This is a genomic window from Ruminococcus sp. YRD2003 (assembly GCA_900109435.1).
GTDB classification, from domain to species: domain Bacteria; phylum Bacillota; class Clostridia; order Oscillospirales; family Ruminococcaceae; genus Ruminococcus; species Ruminococcus flavefaciens_G.
Genome location: FNZT01000012.1, coordinates 69,017 through 86,657, shown reverse-complemented (window position 1 = coordinate 86,657; position 17,641 = coordinate 69,017). Strand labels below are relative to the sequence as shown.

At 43.5% G+C, this 17,641-nt stretch carries 16 protein-coding genes, 6 tRNA genes and 1 pseudogene; 17 read left to right on the top strand and 6 right to left on the bottom strand.

The features are described 5' to 3' along the window. Positions 1–15: 15 nt before the first annotated feature. The 5 genes from BMX22_RS11350 to BMX22_RS11330 all read left to right on the top strand — a co-directional run bounded on the left by BMX22_RS11350 (position 16) and on the right by BMX22_RS11330 (position 8,481). Entirely contained in the window at positions 16–651 is a 636-nt protein-coding gene (locus BMX22_RS11350) for a hypothetical protein (protein WP_074742554.1), read from the top strand. A 15-nt stretch (positions 652–666) separates the two neighbouring features. Next, positions 667–2,820 (top strand): hypothetical protein, encoded by a 2,154-nt coding sequence (locus BMX22_RS11345; RefSeq protein WP_074742553.1) that lies wholly within the window; start codon positions 667–669, stop codon positions 2,818–2,820. 665 nt (positions 2,821–3,485) lie between these two features. Next, positions 3,486–5,972: a leucine-rich repeat protein gene (locus BMX22_RS11340; RefSeq protein WP_177173022.1), complete on the top strand. Its 2,487-nt coding sequence runs from the start codon at positions 3,486–3,488 to the stop codon at positions 5,970–5,972. Between the two features lie 12 nt (positions 5,973–5,984). Next, a complete protein-coding gene (locus tag BMX22_RS11335) occupies positions 5,985–6,836 on the top strand; it encodes a hypothetical protein (RefSeq protein ID WP_074742551.1) in 852 nt (283 codons plus the stop codon). 166 nt (positions 6,837–7,002) lie between these two features. Next, on the top strand, positions 7,003–8,481 hold the full coding sequence (locus BMX22_RS11330) for an RNA-binding domain-containing protein (protein ID WP_074742550.1): 1,479 nt from the start codon (positions 7,003–7,005) through the stop codon (positions 8,479–8,481). A 356-nt stretch (positions 8,482–8,837) separates the two neighbouring features. Here BMX22_RS11330 and BMX22_RS11325 read toward each other — a convergent pair whose 3' ends face one another. Together BMX22_RS11325 and BMX22_RS17060 are read right to left on the bottom strand one after the other, a co-directional pair. Beyond that, the gene (locus tag BMX22_RS11325; protein WP_318259735.1) at positions 8,838–9,584 is read right to left on the bottom strand and encodes a site-specific integrase; all 747 of its coding nucleotides are present in this window, start codon (positions 9,582–9,584) and stop codon (positions 8,838–8,840) included. Further along, positions 9,570–9,800: pseudogene (locus tag BMX22_RS17060) on the bottom strand (phage integrase central domain-containing protein); the annotation flags it as partial. The gene BMX22_RS11325 and the pseudogene BMX22_RS17060, both read right to left, overlap by 15 nt. A 448-nt stretch (positions 9,801–10,248) precedes the next feature. Here BMX22_RS17060 and BMX22_RS11320 point away from each other — a divergent pair. The 10 genes from BMX22_RS11320 (at position 10,249) to BMX22_RS11280 (ending at position 13,607) form a co-directional block, all read left to right on the top strand. Further along, entirely contained in the window at positions 10,249–10,473 is a 225-nt protein-coding gene (locus BMX22_RS11320) for a helix-turn-helix domain-containing protein (protein WP_074742549.1), read from the top strand. Positions 10,474–10,485: 12 nt separating this feature from the next. Continuing rightward, positions 10,486–10,606 (top strand) — tRNA-OTHER (locus BMX22_RS16525). Positions 10,607–10,641: 35 nt separating this feature from the next. Continuing rightward, positions 10,642–10,718: transfer RNA gene (locus tag BMX22_RS11315), tRNA-Glu, on the top strand. Between the two features lie 114 nt (positions 10,719–10,832). Next, positions 10,833–10,906, top strand: a tRNA-His gene (locus BMX22_RS11310). Between the two features lie 3 nt (positions 10,907–10,909). After that, positions 10,910–10,995: transfer RNA gene (locus BMX22_RS11305), tRNA-Tyr, on the top strand. A gap of 4 nt (positions 10,996–10,999) precedes the next feature. Next, positions 11,000–11,076 (top strand) — tRNA-Glu (locus BMX22_RS11300). A 2-nt stretch (positions 11,077–11,078) separates the two neighbouring features. After that, positions 11,079–11,173, top strand: a tRNA-Ser gene (locus BMX22_RS11295). A gap of 159 nt (positions 11,174–11,332) precedes the next feature. Beyond that, positions 11,333–11,845, top strand: a complete 513-nt coding sequence (locus tag BMX22_RS11290) for an AAA family ATPase (RefSeq protein WP_074742548.1) — start codon at positions 11,333–11,335, stop codon at positions 11,843–11,845. Continuing rightward, positions 11,842–12,471: a methyltransferase type 11 gene (locus tag BMX22_RS11285; RefSeq protein WP_074742547.1), complete on the top strand. Its 630-nt coding sequence runs from the start codon at positions 11,842–11,844 to the stop codon at positions 12,469–12,471. Before BMX22_RS11290 ends, BMX22_RS11285 begins: the two co-directional genes overlap by 4 nt. Before the next feature lie 5 nt (positions 12,472–12,476). Continuing rightward, the gene (locus tag BMX22_RS11280) at positions 12,477–13,607 is read left to right on the top strand and encodes a hypothetical protein (RefSeq protein WP_074742546.1); all 1,131 of its coding nucleotides are present in this window, start codon (positions 12,477–12,479) and stop codon (positions 13,605–13,607) included. A gap of 206 nt (positions 13,608–13,813) precedes the next feature. Here the strand turns inward: BMX22_RS11280 and BMX22_RS11275 are convergent, their stop codons facing one another. Beyond that, positions 13,814–14,263, bottom strand: coding sequence for a GNAT family N-acetyltransferase (locus BMX22_RS11275; RefSeq protein WP_074742545.1), 450 nt, complete (start codon positions 14,261–14,263; stop codon positions 13,814–13,816). A 182-nt stretch (positions 14,264–14,445) separates the two neighbouring features. Between BMX22_RS11275 and BMX22_RS11270 the strand changes: the two genes are divergently transcribed. Both BMX22_RS11270 and BMX22_RS16885 read left to right on the top strand, forming a co-directional pair. Beyond that, positions 14,446–15,066, top strand: a complete 621-nt coding sequence (locus BMX22_RS11270; RefSeq protein ID WP_074742544.1) for an MBL fold metallo-hydrolase — start codon at positions 14,446–14,448, stop codon at positions 15,064–15,066. Between the two features lie 321 nt (positions 15,067–15,387). Further along, positions 15,388–15,510: a hypothetical protein gene (locus tag BMX22_RS16885; RefSeq protein ID WP_318259734.1), complete on the top strand. Its 123-nt coding sequence runs from the start codon at positions 15,388–15,390 to the stop codon at positions 15,508–15,510. A gap of 89 nt (positions 15,511–15,599) precedes the next feature. Here BMX22_RS16885 and BMX22_RS11265 read toward each other — a convergent pair whose 3' ends face one another. The 3 genes from BMX22_RS11265 to BMX22_RS11255 form a co-directional block, all read right to left on the bottom strand. Then, positions 15,600–15,968: a hypothetical protein gene (locus BMX22_RS11265; protein WP_143055521.1), complete on the bottom strand. Its 369-nt coding sequence runs from the start codon at positions 15,966–15,968 to the stop codon at positions 15,600–15,602. Positions 15,969–16,097: 129 nt separating this feature from the next. After that, complete coding sequence (locus BMX22_RS11260; protein ID WP_074742542.1) at positions 16,098–16,661, bottom strand: sugar O-acetyltransferase; 564 nt, start codon at positions 16,659–16,661, stop codon at positions 16,098–16,100. Between the two features lie 60 nt (positions 16,662–16,721). Next, positions 16,722–17,639 (bottom strand): CorA family divalent cation transporter, encoded by a 918-nt coding sequence (locus BMX22_RS11255; RefSeq protein ID WP_074742541.1) that lies wholly within the window; start codon positions 17,637–17,639, stop codon positions 16,722–16,724. Between the last annotated feature and the right edge of the window lie 2 nt (positions 17,640–17,641).

Genomic DNA, 17,641 nt, shown 5'->3' with positions numbered 1-17,641 from the left:
CCTGAGGAGGTCACTATGATTATTATTGACGGTAAAGATGTACTGCATCTGAAAAAATACGACGTAAGAACTGTTAAGGAAATATACGATACGGGAACAAAAATATTGACAAACGGAAACGACGGTATGTCTGACCTTGAAAAAGGCTTATATATATCAGCAGGTCATGCCTTCGACCTTATTGCAGCAATAGCTTCGCCTCCCGGTCAAAAGATGAAAAAGAAGCTCGACCTTACCATTGAGACGCAAGAGAATATCGGTAACGCTGTGATAATCCTTGCAATTGCAAACAGAGCAAAGGGTATGAACGAACGTGATATAAGAGCAAGCATAGCCAAGGCAGTCAGCTCTTATCTTTTGTTCCAGATGTGGAACTTCTTTATGGCATTCAAAGGAAATCTCCGACCCGAATTCGATGTTTCCTTCGGCATGAACTTTGCCACCGGTGAACTGACAATGAAAACTCAGCGCATTTGCTTGAAGGATAATGGCGAAAGCGGCAATACATATGTATTTGATGCACTGAAGGTCGGAAGGGAATACGCTGAAAACGATGTGCATTTTTTCGATGAAAACGAAGCGATAGGAACAGATATGCATTCACTTTATGAAAGAGTCGGAGAACAGCTAAACAGCTTTTTAGAGAATTGAAAGTGAGGTATTGTCATGAAGATACGCACCGACTTTGTAACCAATTCAAGCAGCTCGAGCTTTATTTCATGCAGGATCGGAAGCCCTGAGCTTGCGGACTTTATCAAAAAATACAAGCTTAGACTTACCAATAAGAATATCACTGGAAGAGCCAGTATGGAGGGCAATTTCGTAAGCATTGAAACTGATGAATTCTTTTCATTCGACGAAAACATACTTAATCTTTTGTACGGAGTCCTGACAAAACAGGTCGATTCTGTCGTGTATGAAGGCGAAGAATACGACTGGTTCGGCATCATTGACTTTATTGAAAGTGAAACACCCGACAACCTGTACTGCGACGGATTTGTATGTAAGAACGATGATTCTGAGGATGAGGATGAGAATAAAAGGGAAAGCTACTGGGAACACAAGCTCCAAAACGTCCCCGACGGAACGCCCGAGTCAATTACCAAAGCATTTCTGGAGTTGATAGAAAAGACTGATTTCGCCCGAAAAATGCGAATAAACTATATGACCCGCAAATTTGGAAACGGCGAAGATGTACATACGGCAAAATTCGCCGATTACTATACAAGCGGCGAGGAAATCTGCTATGAAGGGGATGAGTTTTTCTCCTACAGTGCCCACCCGTATAACGGCGGATTTGGCTATAACGGTGGTGCTGAAACTTTTATAAAATATTCGGATAATAAGCTGAGCCTATATGATGCAGATTCTACATTTGGTGATGACTTCAATGTGGTCTGGGACAGCAAGAATGCATATATCACTCTCAAAAAATTCCGTAATTTCGATTATTACATTGACGGCTGGAAATGCAGAGAGCTTGATATGCTGATTGTTCCTATGCAGTGTAAAAAAATAGGCGCTAATGCGTTTAAGAAATGCCCGTCTCTTGAAAAACTTATCATTATCGGGGAGAATACTGAAATAGAAAATGGAGCTGTCCCGAAAAGAGTAAGAATAGTCGCATCAGAGAACAGTGCAGCATATAAATACGCCGTCGCAAACGGAAATCCAATCGGCGATTTCACCGAAATAAATTTCACCGAAATATCCGAAGAAATAGACGGCTACAGACGTATAAGCTACATTATCGACAGAAATATCAGCAAAGAGAGTGGATACACATATGCCGCGATACTTCCTGACGATTCCAATAACCTTTACGACCGATTTGTACTGACCGGCTATCCGCTTAAAATAGAAAAAAACAGTTTCAAGAGCGGCAAGTGGATAGCTATCCCTGCAAAGGACGCTGAAATAAGCGAAGGTGCTATTGCAAGCAGCATAACAATATATGCTTGTCCCGGAGGAAAGATCGAGGAATATGCAAAAGTAAACGGAAACACATTCATCTCCCTTGCCGAGAAGCTTCCGCCGGAAAAACTCCCGTATATGGTGAAAGACGGTATGCTTACGGCAAAGAAAAGAATATCGTGCAGGCTACGTGGACTGACTGAAAAGGAAATTCAGAACTTTTCTGTCGGGGAAAATTTAAAAATTGAATATGAGTTTGACAAGTACAGCACAAGAATAGGTTTCAGAAGCGCTGAAAGCGGTATTCCGGCAGGAATGCTTGCACTGAATGAATCATCACACGCTGCATTTCTGATCATGAAAGGCTGGCTCAGTCTGGATAATGCAGTTTACAGCAATGATAATGAAGTTTCATTTGATGCTGTCTGGACGGAAAAGTACGATCCGCTTTATGATAATTATTTTTACATCCAAAGCCTGTTTGATGACGGATATGATTTCAGCAGCGTTTGTCACGGTGTACTTACCGCTGAAAACAGGCAAAACGAACCGTTATTTAAAAAACTGCCTGATGTTGTATATTTTCTGAGCAATGATGAAATGAAGCATTTCATTATAACCATCTCACCCTTTTTATGTGCCTTTTTCTCTCCGTCTGTAACACGGGATACGCCAATTATATTCACAGAAAATAACTGCTATGAATTCAATACACTTTCAAACACATACATGGGATTGCGTATTGTTGACGGTCAGATATTCTATGAACATGAAATATATGATTCAATGCAAAAAGAGGTCAAATCCGAGGTGTTGTCAGGACTTGACAGAGAAGCAGCGATATTCTACATAAACAATTACCGCAAGCTCTGCAATCTGCCGCTTATCACTTTTGAGGAGGAATGAATATGGCATACTACACTCCAGGGAATGAACCCGAACAGATCAAAAGAAAAATTGCCAATTTCCTTGCAAGAATAGATCAGTATTACCCTGATAAGGTAGTATCGGGACTTCATGTCGAACACAAAAAGCTCGGCGAAAAACTTACCGCTATGTACCGCGAACTTGGCTATGAAAGCGGACAGGCGATGCTTGAAGCATACGGTTATGAGTATATCCAAAAGTACAGAACCTCCTCCAAAACAGATGAAGATAAGAACGCCGACAAACAGCAGCTGATAAATGAGCTGAAAAGCCGTTTAAACGGTAAGGAAGTTTACAGCGTAAGTGACCTTAAAAGGATGTATCCTGACCTTGAACAGCAGATAACAAATTCAAGAATGGCAAAGCAGGAATTCATTGATGCGGGAGTTCTCAAAAAAAGACCTGTCGAGCCCCCAAAACCCAAGGTCGAAAGAAAACCCAAGGAGCCGAAAACAAAGCCTGAAAAAGCAGAACTGAAAGCTGCCGACCTTGAAAGAGAAATGCTGCTTGGCAGGGAAATACGTTCATTTGCACCGCTGATCCGTTCATCCTACGGCGTTGCGCCTGCGCAGTATCTCCAGCACCGTGCGGCATATGCCCCGCAAGGTGCTCTCGGAGCTGCACTGAGCCTCGTAAAGGAGGCTTTGAACGAGATCAGGGAAGTTACCATATCCAATTACGTCGATGACAAAATGATAGGCGACAGCACAATAAAAAAGCTTCAAAGTGCCGCCGCCGATCTTGGATATATATCAGTAAGGAGACTTCTGGCAGCATATGGATTTACCACCCCGACTGACAATGGTCCTCTTACAGCAAAGATAAAGCCCTCGGATGTAAACTTCGTTCCTGAGGAAAAAGAAGAAAAGGAAGTCGATGATCCAGACTACAACGGTCTTCTTGACTTTTTCAGACACATCAATGTTGTATTATCTATCCCCGATTTTAACGGAAAGTCATTTGTTATCACAAATGTCGATGATAACAATGCAGAATGGCTCCAAAAGGAGATAGAAGCCAGAGGAGGAGTTGTTCGCAAAAATATATCTGCCAAAACAGACTATCTCATCTTTAATGTTTCAGGAAACTGGATATCCGCAAAGATGAAGGCTGCTCTCCTGCAGGCAGAAATCGGCGAAGGCAAGATAAGTGTTATCCGTTCAAAGAATATCATCGAGCAGCTCGGAGGAAGCTACGATGATTATTGGGAATCGGATTTCTTTAAAAAATATCCGAATTATTATGAGCTTTCAGCAAAGAAGAACGAAGCTAAAAGCGTCGAATTTCTTGACGGATATGATACAGACGAGCTTGCCGGGGAATCTGTTTCACCTGAGGAAGATGCCTCGTTTCCGTCTATAACGGATGAGGCAGAACAGGAAACAGGATATGAGCCTGTATCGGAGGAATTATCAGAAGAAATTGCCGACGGAGCCGAAAATGAATCTATGCCCGAAGATGATGCGGCACCGACAGAAGATATCACGCCCGAGGTCGCTGCAGGATCTGCTGTATCAGACTCCCCAACAGAGGACGCAGAGCAGGCAGACGAGCTCGTTATTTCAATGAAGGTGCTGAAAAAATGCGGCAAAAACATAGTTGACTGCGTTGTTCCCGACGGAGTGAAGAGTATAAGCAAGGAAGCCTTCAAAAACTGCGAGAAACTTAAAAGCATAGTATTGCCTTCGAGTGTCAGAAAAATCGGAGACTATGCATTTATGAATTGCAGCAATCTTGATAGCATAGTTTTGCCCGAAGGACTCGAGACTATTGGTCACAGCGCCTTCTCGGAATGCTTTAATCTTAAAGAGATAACTCTCCCGAATTCGCTTGAAAGCATCGGAAAATCGGCATTTTCTTTCTGTGAATCCCTAAGAACTGTAAAGATCCCGGCAAATATTCATAAAATAGCTGAGGACACTTTCTTTGCCTGCAATGTACTGAATGAGGTCATTTTTTCTGAAGCTATTGAAGTAATCGAAGATTCAGCATTTTTAGAATGTATGGGACTTGAAACTATAGCATTCCCTTCAAATATAAAGGACATAGGAGAATATGCCTTTGCAAGATGTGAAAAACTAAAAGAGATCAATTTTTCGGAAGGCATTGAAAACATTGGGAAAGATGCGTTCACGGAATGCAATAATGTCGAAAGGATAGTTTTTCCAAAAAGCCTGAAAATAATAGGAGAAAACGCATTTGATAGCTGTCAGGGTCTCAAAAGCATCAACATTTCAGGAGACGATGTTATCATTGGAAAATCAGCTTTCTCGAGCTGCGAGGCACTTGAAGACGTTACGATTTCCAAAGGTATAAGGAGGATAGAGGAATCTGCCTTCCGCTTTTGCAGCAAGCTGAAAAGAATAACTCTCCCCGACGGTCTTGAATACATAGGAGAGGACGCATTTGCCTGCTGCGATGCACTAACCGAGATAAGTATTCCCGGAAGTGTGAAAACAATCGAAAAGAGTGCATTTCACTTATGCACGGAATTGAAAGATATCAAGCTTGGCGAAGGTATAACAGCAATAGGAGCAGGCTGGTTTGCTGAGTGCAGCGCGCTCAGGGCATTGAAGCTTCCAAGCAGTGTCGAATATATTCAGGAAGTTGCATTCAGTGAATGCCGATATCTTGACAAAGTATATATGCCGCTGGACATTAAGTACGTCGCAGAGGATGCGTTTCCGGAATATATTGATATCGAGCTTTACGGCGGAGAAGACTTCTCGGCGGAAATACGCAAGATAGATGCTGAGATATCAGTCATAAGAAACAACATGAGACTTCCGGAAGAAAACGAACTCTCGCAGCTTGAAAACAAGATAACTCAACTGAGGAACGAGAAGGCTTCACTCGGTTTCTTTAAGGGCAAGCAAAAGAAGGCTCTCGAAGAGCAGGCTGTTGAGCTTGGCAGACAGGCAGATGCGCTCAGACAGTGTATTGATAATAAAAAGCCGCGTATTGAAGCTGAATGTAACGAAAAGATACGCATTCTCTCATCTGATGCAGAACAGCTTAAAAAGCAGCAGGCGGAACAAAAAAGAAATGTTGAGCGTGTTGTCGGAATGCTGAGAAAAATGAACAAAAATTTTACCATTATTTATAATGGCAGAGAATTATATTCCGATTAGGAGGAACACATTATGTCACAAGGAAAATACATAAAATTGATCGCTCATATCATCACTGACGATGAAAAAGCTGTTGAAGCATCATCCCGTCTGTATGCGGAGCTTGATCCGTTTATCAAGTCCGTATATGGAGAGAACGCTGACGAGAGCTCATGGAAATTATTTTCACGCAGGGCTGGATCCGACTATGATGAAATTACAGCAGTTTTTTCTGATGTTGTCAGCGGACAGCCCGAGAAAAAGGTCGACAATATTCTGTCGGCTATAAACGAGCTGAACAACGGTTCATACGGTATGCTGCTCGTCGATAGTGACTATGGAGTTATGGAGTACAAGTGCTTCGGAGGCGCCGAATTCGCTGAGATATCAACTGATGAAGCGGCAGGCTATGTGTGGTCGACCGACGACTATTTGTGCCTTGAAAAAAGCTTTTCGGCAGAGTATCTCTCGGAGCTCCTTGACTGCGAAACGGATGATGTTTGCGATGAAGCCGAAGATAATTGTGAGGAGCTCGCAGAGAAGCTTCTGCCGCAAATCGTCAAAACTATCAGCCCCGATATTTCGTCTGAATTTTGCGAAGCGGAGGAAGATTCCGACAATATCAGTCTGCGGTTCATGCTTGGTTCCCACGACCACTCAACGGAGGAACTGCTCGCGTGGGGAGAGGCTTTTGACGACGGCTCTTTAGACGGCTGGATTCTCAGGCTTTCAGAATCGACAAATAATAACGGGATTATTGAAAATGCTATGATATCTCCCGATAATAACGCGGTTGCCGTTATTAGCACATCAAACTCCACCTTTAAATGTGTTTTCAAGAAAATGACTGTCAAAAAACAAACTAAATGCCGCTTAGCACACTAATTTGTACCGCGATTAAATATTATAGTCATTAAGTTTATAGCAAAACGACTCGACAAAACAACAACTCGACGGATTTTTGTCGAGCAACTCGATAAAATTATGTCGAGTGACTTGACAAATTTGATTTGCAGATGTATAATAGTATCGAGTTAAGGAGGCGGTAAGCATGGCAATTCCTGTAAATATCGAAGATTTGATAAATAAGCGGGTAGTTGAATCTACCAGGATAGAGTTCAAAAGCGATTTTAACCCAAATGCGGTAATACACTCGATATGTGCTTTCGCAAATGATATAGACAATCTCGGCGGCGGTTACATCATCGTCGGCGTAGAAGAAAAAGACGGCTCACCCGTGTTCCCTGTGAAGGGCATCGAGCAGAGCCGTATAGATAATATACTGAAAGAGCTTGTGGGCTATTGTCACTGCATAGAGCCGCTGTATAACCCTGTTGTTGAGCCTGTGCTGTATCACGACGCATATGTCATAGTGATATGGGTATCCGGCGGTTACGGACGTCCCTACAAGGCTTCCAAGGACGTTTATGGCAAGGAAGCTTCCAAGTCAAGCAAGTATTATTATATCCGTAAGTTCAGCAGTACCATAATCGCTTCACCCGAGGAAGAAAAGGAGCTGTTTTATATCTCAACGGATATTCCATTTGATGACCGTCCGAACCTCGCTGCTGAGGTTGATGATCTGGATATCGGTCTTATGCGTAATCATCTGAAAGAAATAGGCAGTGCGTTGTATGAACGCTCCAAGAAAATGACAGCATTGGAGATAGCAACTGATATGCAGCTTGTTTCCGGTCCGACCGAGCGTATCAAACCTCTGAATGTCGGCATACTGATGTTCTCGGAACAGCCTGAAAAATACTTCCGCCACGCCCGTATCGAGGTAGTTGATATCCCCGACCCTACAGGCACTAACATGGTCGAGAAAGTTTTCACCGGACCAATACAGAGACAGTTGAAGGACGCGCTTGCATACATCAAAAACTACACCGTCAAGGAAGTTATCATAAAGGACAAATCAAAGGCGGAAGCAGTAAAGATATACAACTATCCTTACGCTGCCATTGAGGAAATACTCTCGAACGCAGTTTATCATCGTTCATATCAGACCAGCGAGCCGATAACTGTAAGAATTACTCCCGAAAGTATTGAGATAACCAGCTTCCCCGGATTCGACAGAAGCATATCCGATGAAAGCATCGCAAACTACTCTATTCGTGCGAGAATTTACCGCAACCGCAGGATAGGTGATTTCCTGAAAGAACTGAGACTTATCGAGGGCAGAAATACTGGCTTTCCCAATGCAATAAAAGCTCTCCGTGAAAACGGCTCCGACTTGCTTACATTTGATATGGACGATAACAGAAGTTATCTTTCTGTTACAATACCTGTGCATAGTTATTTCCTTGATAAAAGCGAGAAAACTGACAAGAAAGCTGCCTATGAAAAAAAGATCATTGACGCATTGAAAAGTATGCCTCTTACCATGACAGAGCTCGCATTTGCTATGGGATATAAGGGCATAACGAAGAAGCTGACAAATACAGTCGATGATATGCTTAGCGATAATGTCATTGAAAAAATCGCTGGTGAAGGGAACACTAATAAACTGAGAGTAAAATCATCATAATCACCGTCAAGCTTAGTCAAAACGTTTGTTGTGAAATGATCATAACCTTTCAGCCCCTTGTTAGCCACATATTGTTACTGAAAACTGCTTTAAAATACTAAAAGGCACTCGAAATCGAGCTCTGAAATCAGCCTATTTTTCAGCTGTTTTCGCAAGTTACTAAAGAGCACTAAAGCTCTTCCGGTCGATTCAATTCCCGTACGGGTCACCATTAATTGGTTACTGCAAATGGCTGATTTAAGCCATTTGCAGTTTTTTATTATTTTAACCAACTACCCGTAACCACTTACTGACCACTTATTACCACTTTTAACTATTTTCAGCTGTGCCGCAGAGTTCTGGCTCTGCGGTCATTTTTATGTCCCGAACTGCTCACCGCCGCGGTTCTGAACGTCATATTTCACGCACTCCGCAGGCTGATGAGCGAACTTCAGAGCGTTGGTGATAGCCTCGCAGTTGCGAGCCCTCGTCTCCTGGAACATATGGGAATACAGATTCAAAGTTGTTCCTAAGACGCTGTGACCCATATCAGCCGAGACCGCAACCACGTCCACTCCCTCGAATATAAGCAGACTCGCGTGCAGGTGACGCAGGGAATGAATATTTTTGAAGGGCACTCCCACACGTCCGCAGTAGCCCTTCAGCCACTCAAACGGTGTCTGTGGATTCATAGGTTCGCCGTTCCACTTCGTGAACAGCCTGTCGTTCTCCACCCACTTTGTCCCGAGCCGTCGTGCCTCGATGGTCTGCTCCGTTCTGAACCGCCTCAGCAGGTCCATTATTATCCCGGGCATCTTCGATACACGCTTGGAGCTCCGCGTCTTGGTGGTGTCCGTGTATATACCCTTCTCTGCGGTGTACTGCGATGTACGTCTGACGTGGATGAGGTCATTTTCAAAGTCGATGTCCTTCCACTCAAGTCCCAGCATTTCGCTTCGACGGAAGCCGCTGTATATCGCAAGCATAAGGTACAGCTGATACTTCATCGGCTCGTTTTCCAGATTTGCGAACAGAGTCCTCACCTCGTCCAGAGTGAATATCTCCTTTTCGAGCTGCTCCTGCTTTGGCACGAACACTCGCCTGCACGGATTGTCGCTGAGCATACCCATTCGTATCGCGTATGTAAACACGTCGCTGATGAAGCTCAGGTGGTGGACCGCTGTCTTGCGCGAGAGCGGTTTACCTGTAGTCTCATTCCTGCCGTTTATCATCATGTCGGTAATGAAACGCTGAATGTCGCGCGCAGTTATCTTGTCGATCCGCTTGTGTCCCAGTGCAGGATAGACGCGCTTGGTGAGCTGTTTCATTCGTGAATACGAGGTCGGTCTGCAGAGTTACTGGAAATGACGTTCAAAAAAGATAATGATCTTAATGAATATCAGCTGCCACTAAATCTGTAGGAAAAATTGAATTTCAAAGACTATACCCACGGTTTACTTGCTTTTTCCGAAAGGCTATGTTATAATACAGGTGTAGTCAGAACAGGAACGGTCGAAAGCGACCTCTGTAACAAGAATTATTACGAAAGGAGTTACCCGAAATGAGACAGTTTACTATGATCTATCTGTATAGCGAACACTATGAAGAAAGTTTCTATCACGAGAGTGAAGAGGCTCTATTTGTGCTGCATACAGATAAACGTAGTGGATAGTCATTTCGGAAACGCACTTTCTTTGTGTTGTGATCCATACAAATGATAAACACCGTCTGTATGTAAGCAGGCGGTGTTTTTGTTTTATCATAATACAGAGAAAGGAGTTGCTCGCGATGCCTATAATCGACGTAAAAGCAACAGGTAATAATATCAAGAATATAATCAAAGCCAAAGGCTTCAAGATATCCGATGTACAGGCAAGATGCGGTTTCAATACTCCGCAGGCTATATTCAAGTGGATGCGTGGGGACGCTGTTCCCACTATCGACAACCTAATAATACTTGCGGATATGTTTGATGTGACCATAGATAAAATAATAATCGTCACCCGTATATAGGTGGCGAAATATGGGTAAGTGCGCCGAATTGGTGAAGGCAGCGGATGCGCTGTGAGCGTAGCGATGAAGTCCCCTTGGGGGATAAATCCGTGACATAGAAACGCTGTAGGTTCGAGTCCTACCTTACCCACCAATAAAACCTCCGCCCTTTTCTGAGCGGAGATATATGGCGGATTCGTCTAATCGGTCAGGACAAGAGGCTTTCAATCTCTAAATAGCGGGTTCGATCCCCCTATCCGTCACCACAAGCTGAGCCAGCTTGACCGCAGTCACGTTGTCGCTCGCAAGCTCGCTCACTTCGTCAAAAGCGATAGTCTGCTTTCGCTTACGGAGGTTTATTTACATCAAATATATTTATGGTGGTCGTCGTCTAATGGCAGGACGTCAGATTGTGGCTCTGAAAATGAGGGTTCGATTCCCTTCGACCACCCCATATGGGCAAGTGTGCATAGTGGCGATTGCAGCGGACTGTAAATCCGTGACTTTGATACACCGTAGGTTCGACTCCTACCTTGCCCACCAATATGGCGGATTCGTCTAACAGGTCAGGACGAGAGGCTCTCAACCTCTAAATGTCGGGTTCGAACCCCGCATCCGTCACCAATGGTCGCATAAGCCTAATCGGTAAGGCAGCAGTTTGCTAAACTATGAGTAATCGGGGAATCCCGATGTCTGAGTTCAAGTCTCAGTACGACCGCCAAAAGGAAAGTGCAAAAAATGCACACTACTATGAGTTGTCGCATATTTTGCGATAACTGACAACAGCTCACATCCACACGGACAGGAGCTGTTTTTTATTGAAAAACTCCCCCAAATATGATATAATTATGGAAACTATCGGAAAGGAGCCGCGGCTACTATGATAATACTGATAACAGGTGCTTCGCATACAGGGAAAACGCTTCTCGCGCAGAAACTGCTTGAAAAATACAAGTACCCCTACCTGTCTATCGACCACCTTAAAATGGGGCTTATAAGAAGCGGTCAGACCGAGCTCACTCCCTATGACGACGACAAGCTGACGGCATACCTCTGGAATATCCTGAAAGAGATGATAAAGACTGCCATTGAAAACGAACAGGATCTCATAATCGAGGGCTGTTATATTCCCTTTGACTGGAAGAACAGCTTTGACGCCGACTATCTGTCGCAGATAAAATACATCTGCCTTGTTATGAGTGAAAGCTACATAACCAGCCATTTCAGTGACATTGTCAGCTTCGGGAACGCTATCGAGAAAAGGCTCTCCAATGACCTCAGTATTGAGGATATAATACAGGACAATCAGGAATATCTCCGCGGCTGTCTCAGTTACGGACTTGACTATTTTCTGATAGATGATGAATACGATTTGGAAAGGTGCTGTATATGAGCAACCCATGGGAAGAAATAAGTCTTGACGACTACGAAAAGCACATGAGCCTTGATTCTGTGCGGCAGCTTCAGGCTCTCGATTCCATAATGAAGGAGCAGTTCGCCGCCTATCCTGTGGAGACTGCCGCAGTTCTGGGAGTTGCAGGCGGAAACGGACTTGAGCATATCGACACCGACAAGTTCCGCAGGGTCTACGGTGTGGACATCAATGCGGACTACCTCAGTGCGGTATCTCAGCGATATACTCAGCTTTCGGGAGTTCTGGAGTGCCTGCACATCGACCTTATAAACGAGGCGGAGAAGCTCCCGCAGGCACAGCTTCTGATAGCGAACCTGCTTATCGAGTACATCGGCTACGGAGCGTTCCAGCGAGCCGTCTTGCAAACCGCTCCCGAGTACGTTTCCTGCGTGATACAGATAAACACAGACGCGGAGCAGTGGGTGTCGGAGTCACCGTACCTGCGAGCCTTCGACAGACTTGACGAGGTTCATCACCAAATGGAGGAAAAGGCACTCACGGCTGCCATGAACGAAATAGGCTACTCTCTTATATTGCAGGAGTCATATCCCCTGCCTAATGGCAAGGCACTGGTGAGAGTGGATTTTAAGAAGAATGAGGTGTAAACAAAATGAAATATGTACAAGCCTATATATCTAATATTTCGTTTCCTACTTCGTTAGAAGAATTATATGATTACGCTCGTATGTTTAATGTAGAAATGCTACTTGGATGTGATTATTATTGCCTATTAGATGGCAATAATTGTCTTAAATATACCAACGATGAATACGAAAGTCGTTCAAATTCTTGGACAGCTCCCAAATGGTGTAAAAAGGGCGATATTGTGTTTTTTATGCACTCAAAAACTGCAAATTCAAGAATAAGCGCCTTAAAAACTAAACTAATCTCTGAAAGGAAGAATTACAAAAATAATTCTTTCTGGTTTATGATGAACGCTCTAATCAGAGCAAGAAAAATTTATGATACTTATGGTGGTAAAATCTTTGCAATTGGAGAAGTATCTGGCGCACCTGAATATGATAACTCTGATACTCAAACGCTTCATTGGAAAAGTAATATCTATGCAGAAATAGATAATGTATTTCTACTTGAAAAGCCAATAGATATTCCTGACTTTAATTCCGTAATTACTGTATCAAGACAAAGCAGTATAACACCTGTTTTTGGCAGTCAATATCATTTTCTAAAAGAACTTGTACTTAAAAAGAATACAATTGTTGAAGATTACTTTATAGACGCTGTTGCTGAAACAATTCCATTATCAAAAGTTACCGATGAAAACTGGCTTAAAGTTGTCAATAAATACCGACGTAGTTTTTTTCTTGAAATACAATTCAGAACATATTATGTTGACCGATTCCTAAAGCTGCTTGGTGATAACAAAACCATATATAGAGAATGTACTTGTATTAAAAATGGTAATCCAGCATCATTTGTCGATAACGTTATTAAAATAAACGGCAAGTATCTTCCTATTGAAGTCAAATTATCTATATCTGCTGAAAAGAATATTATTGGGCAGTTAGAAAAATACTGTCAACTGAAAGAATTGAAATTATCTAAAGATAAGATTATTTCCTCAGGTTTTTACACTGAAAATGTTTTAGTTATAGACACTGAAGAATTATATCTGTACAATGATGAGACAAAGGCACTTTTAATTATTACAAAACTTGATGAACTATCAACAAATAACGATATTCAACTTTTAAGAGATAGAATAATAAAATTATTGTAAGCCACCTGACACCAAAAGCCACAAAATATCAGGACATCGAGGATTTCCCCCGACTACAAAAGCCAGATATGGATACCTGTTGTGAGTGAAAAAACCGCACATACAGTTTTGCCCCTGAACGTTTCAATTAACGCTCAGGGGCATTGTGTTTGTTTATGCTGCGGAGATAAATCAGTATTTATGTGAGAACCTGAATTAAATGAAGTTCACTTTCTCGTCTTCCTGTAAAAAACAAATCCGTCCTCTTCTTTTATGATCTGATACCCTAATTTTTCGTAAAAAGCGTTTGTCCGTACATTCCAGCTTGGAGTGTCAAGATTAAACTCCGCGGCAGATGGATAGTTCTTTTCTATGCACTCCATTAAACGAATTCCATAACCTTTTCTATGATAGATGCTGTCAATAAAAATTCTGCCAATGTACACACTGTTTTTTGTTTCATCCGGGAATATGACGGCTGCTCCCACAATATCTTTTCCTATCATTGCTTGATACAAATGCCCCTCTTGAGCCATCTGTTTATGCCATTCTACCGAATCATATCCGGGCGGACAGTCACCTTTTGCACCGCCGACATTTACGTCTGTTTCAAATGCTCTGACAGATATGTCTACAATTGTTTTTATCTGGTTTTCTTCTGCTGTAACAATATACATTCTACTTCCTCAATCGTCTTACAAATCTCGATTTATATTAGTAAACATTATACCATAGCATCACTCCCGTGTCAATAAAAGCTCTATAATACACAGGTTTTATATGAACAACGAAAAATTGCTTGCTATCCACGCCGATCTATGCTATAATTGTAGAAAAATACCGAAAGGGAGGTCTCACCATGCTTGATTTCATAACCATAAACGAACAAAGCAGTATCCGCGTTGACGAAGGAAAGATCATTTACTCCGATCCGTACAACATCAACTGCGCACTGCACGATGCCGACATTATCCTCATCACACACAGCCACTTCGACCACTACTCCCCTGATGATATCCGCAAGGTGATGAAATCCGACACTATCATCGTCTGTCCGGACACTGTAAACGAGCCGAAGGAACTTGGTCTGACCGTTAAGCAGGTCTCCGCAGGCGAGCAGTTTGAAGTTCTCGGCGTCAGATTCGAGACTGTCCCTGCATACAATATAGGCAAGCCCTTCCACCCCAAGTCCAACGGCTGGCTGGGATACATCATCGACAGTCCCGACCACGGACGCATTTACATCGCAGGCGATACGGACATCACTCCCGACAACAAACAGGTCAAGTGCGATATCGCTTTTATTCCTGCGGGAGGAACTTTCACTACCGATGCTTTACAGGCTGCGGAGCTCGCTAACACTATCCGTCCTAAGTACGCGATACCCATTCACTACGGAACAGTGGTAGGAAGTCCTGCTGACGGTGAGAAATTCCGAAAGGCTGTTGACAGCGGTATAGAGGTAGTTATAAAAATCTGATGATAATGTAAAAATCGGGAACGGCTCAAAGCTGTTCCCGTTTTTATACGATCGCAATTTATAACTATCGCATATTTTGCGACAGTTCAATTCGATAAAACAACAGCAGCTCCTTTCGGAGTCTGACCACATAACCTTAAGCTTCCGCTTAAAGTAATCAAAGATATCCTCAGACTTGTTGCAATTCCGAGGGAAAAGAGATATAATAAGGCTATATAGATGAGATCGTGAATGGCCTTACATTCACAATATCAGGCAACGGACACGCTCTGGTCTATTATCATTCTTAAGCCATAAAACCTATTGATAGGAGATGAATATATGCCCAAAGACTTAACAACATCAAGGCTGGACAGGCAGAATATCCTCAATAACGAAATTGCTGTTGAAGAAATGTTGAAGGTATATTATGGAATGAAAAACTGTATTTCACACGTGAAATGACAGCAAGTTTCTTCAAAGTAGATATCAGGACTATCAGCCGATATATTGATCAATATAATGATGAGCTTGTTGAAAATGGATATGAAGTACTAAAAGGTAAAAGGATATCCCATGACCTTCTGATGCTGCTTGAGGACTTCCTCTTTTGAAACGGGCTTGATACTCTTCTTGTAATTCTGCACAAGAGACATAAAAGGTCCCGTAAAAAGGTCCTCATCCAAAAAGTCTGTCAGGAATCCTTCTTTTTTTTCGTGTCTGTAATGCTCTTCTGTACTCCACAGCTCGACATCAAGAAAGCTGTCGAGCATATAACCTCTTTTCGGGTCTTTTGCGAGGATATCATAAGCTGAGCTGACAAATTTTCTTTCATCGTCAGTAAACCAGCCGTTTTCTGCCATTTGCTTCAAAAAATCTTCCTTGCTCAGTTTAGCACTGAATCTTCCGCTTCTGCTCGGCATATAAACCATCTCCCATCTGATAGTCGGATATGCAATTCATGCACTGCCTGTAAAGAATACCGCCGATCGCGGCATTCGGTTGCAAGTCGGAAGATATCCCCTTCCGAAAGCACAGGCGATGATCCAGCATCAATCAAAAATGCTCCTCACCACTTTTGCAGGAGTGCCGACCGCAATCATATTTTCGGGAATATCCTTTGTGACGACCGAGCCTGCACCGATGACCGCATTGTCACCGATCGTCACACCCGAAAGGATAGTGGAATTTGAACCTATCCACACATTCCTGCCGATGCGGATAGGTTTCGGTATCAGGTCATGGCGCTCTTCGGGAAGAAGCCCGTGATTGAGCGTTGCGAGCACCGTATTATGCCCTAACAGCGCACCGTCACCGATAAAGATACCGCCCTGATCCTGAAATTTACATCCTGCATTGATGAACACGCCCTTACCGAGGTGAATGTTCTTTCCGCAGTCTGTATAGAACGGCGGGAACAGTCCTACCTCAACAGGCTCACCGATCAGCTCCGACATAAGGGCATTTATCTCCTCGGGCGTATGATATCGGCTATTGAGCTCCATAGTGATGCGGATAGCCTCCTGACTGAGCCTGTGCATCGTCTGATGGACACCGCACTCCGCCGTGACCTGTTTACCGCTGTTCATATAATCGATAAATTCTGTCGTTGTCATAGTTATTTCCTCCATTTGAGATCATTTCGGGTATTCGCTGAGGCAGGCTGCCGCATCAGCTCAAAGCCACTTCTTCTTTTTGAAAAAGATCAGGCTGACTATCACGATCACAATGCTGACCGCGATCACAGCAGGATAAGCCCACTTGTATTCAAGCTCGGGCATATATTTGAAGTTCATACCGTACCAGCCTGCGATAAGTGTCAGCGGCATGAAGATCGAAGTGATTATCGCCAACAGAGCCATGATGCGGTTCTGTCTTATGTCGAGCTGTGACTGGTACAGGTCGCGTATCTGAATGGAATACTCGCGCAGCGAGGACGTCAGGTCATGCAGTCGCGAGATACGCTGCGTGAAGAGGTGGAAGTAGCGGGTATTGTTCTCGTTGAAGAAGTCGTTCTCATTTTCTTCAAGCTCCTGACCGAGGTCGAGAAGCTGTTCGTAGTGGATACGCATATCTCTGAGGTCGCTTCTGATGCGGCTGACTCTCTGCGACGGGTCGTTTTCCTCGCCGTCAAGGATATTCGACTCTATCGTGTCAAGTTCCTTATCCACCCGCTCGAGGATGATCTGATCGCGCGCCACGATCTGTTCGAGGAAGTCGTAAATGAAGCGTTCGAGGCTTGGCACAGTCCAGCGCTTGGAGCTTATGATACAGCCGATAGTTTTGTCAACAAAGCCGCTGTCGTCGATAAAGACGATGCCCTTTTCGTCGAGGGCGAAGGCGAAATTGGTGTTCGGCCCCGAGATATTATCCCTGTCGGGGACAGAGAAAGTGCCCGTCAGCGAGTCGTAATTGACTTCAGCCTTGGTAGAATGTACAGCGGAAAGGTCAATATCCATTTCGATGCCCATATCGAACTTATCCCTGTTTTCCAGCCATTCAGCGGACGTCAGCACCGCGACGAACTGCCCGTTCTTTCCGCTGATATCGGGGCTTTTAGCCTTTTCAAGCGTATTTTTGATATAGTAATACATAG

Coding starts and splice junctions, on each gene's coding strand:
- BMX22_RS11350 (WP_074742554.1), top strand. CDS start 16: ATGATTATTATTGACGGTAAAGATGTACTGCATCTGAAAAAATACGAC.
- BMX22_RS11345 (WP_074742553.1), top strand. CDS start 667: ATGAAGATACGCACCGACTTTGTAACCAATTCAAGCAGCTCGAGCTTT.
- BMX22_RS11335 (WP_074742551.1), top strand. CDS start 5,985: ATGTCACAAGGAAAATACATAAAATTGATCGCTCATATCATCACTGAC.
- BMX22_RS11330 (WP_074742550.1), top strand. CDS start 7,003: ATGGCAATTCCTGTAAATATCGAAGATTTGATAAATAAGCGGGTAGTT.
- BMX22_RS11325 (WP_318259735.1), bottom strand. CDS start 9,584: ATGCTCAGCGACAATCCGTGCAGGCGAGTGTTCGTGCCAAAGCAGGAG.
- BMX22_RS11320 (WP_074742549.1), top strand. CDS start 10,249: ATGCCTATAATCGACGTAAAAGCAACAGGTAATAATATCAAGAATATA.
- BMX22_RS11290 (WP_074742548.1), top strand. CDS start 11,333: ATGATAATACTGATAACAGGTGCTTCGCATACAGGGAAAACGCTTCTC.
- BMX22_RS11285 (WP_074742547.1), top strand. CDS start 11,842: ATGAGCAACCCATGGGAAGAAATAAGTCTTGACGACTACGAAAAGCAC.
- BMX22_RS11280 (WP_074742546.1), top strand. CDS start 12,477: ATGAAATATGTACAAGCCTATATATCTAATATTTCGTTTCCTACTTCG.
- BMX22_RS11275 (WP_074742545.1), bottom strand. CDS start 14,263: ATGTATATTGTTACAGCAGAAGAAAACCAGATAAAAACAATTGTAGAC.
- BMX22_RS11270 (WP_074742544.1), top strand. CDS start 14,446: ATGCTTGATTTCATAACCATAAACGAACAAAGCAGTATCCGCGTTGAC.
- BMX22_RS16885 (WP_318259734.1), top strand. CDS start 15,388: ATGCCCAAAGACTTAACAACATCAAGGCTGGACAGGCAGAATATCCTC.
- BMX22_RS11265 (WP_143055521.1), bottom strand. CDS start 15,968: ATGCCGAGCAGAAGCGGAAGATTCAGTGCTAAACTGAGCAAGGAAGAT.
- BMX22_RS11260 (WP_074742542.1), bottom strand. CDS start 16,661: ATGACAACGACAGAATTTATCGATTATATGAACAGCGGTAAACAGGTC.
- BMX22_RS11255 (WP_074742541.1), bottom strand. CDS start 17,639: ATGTATTACTATATCAAAAATACGCTTGAAAAGGCTAAAAGCCCCGAT.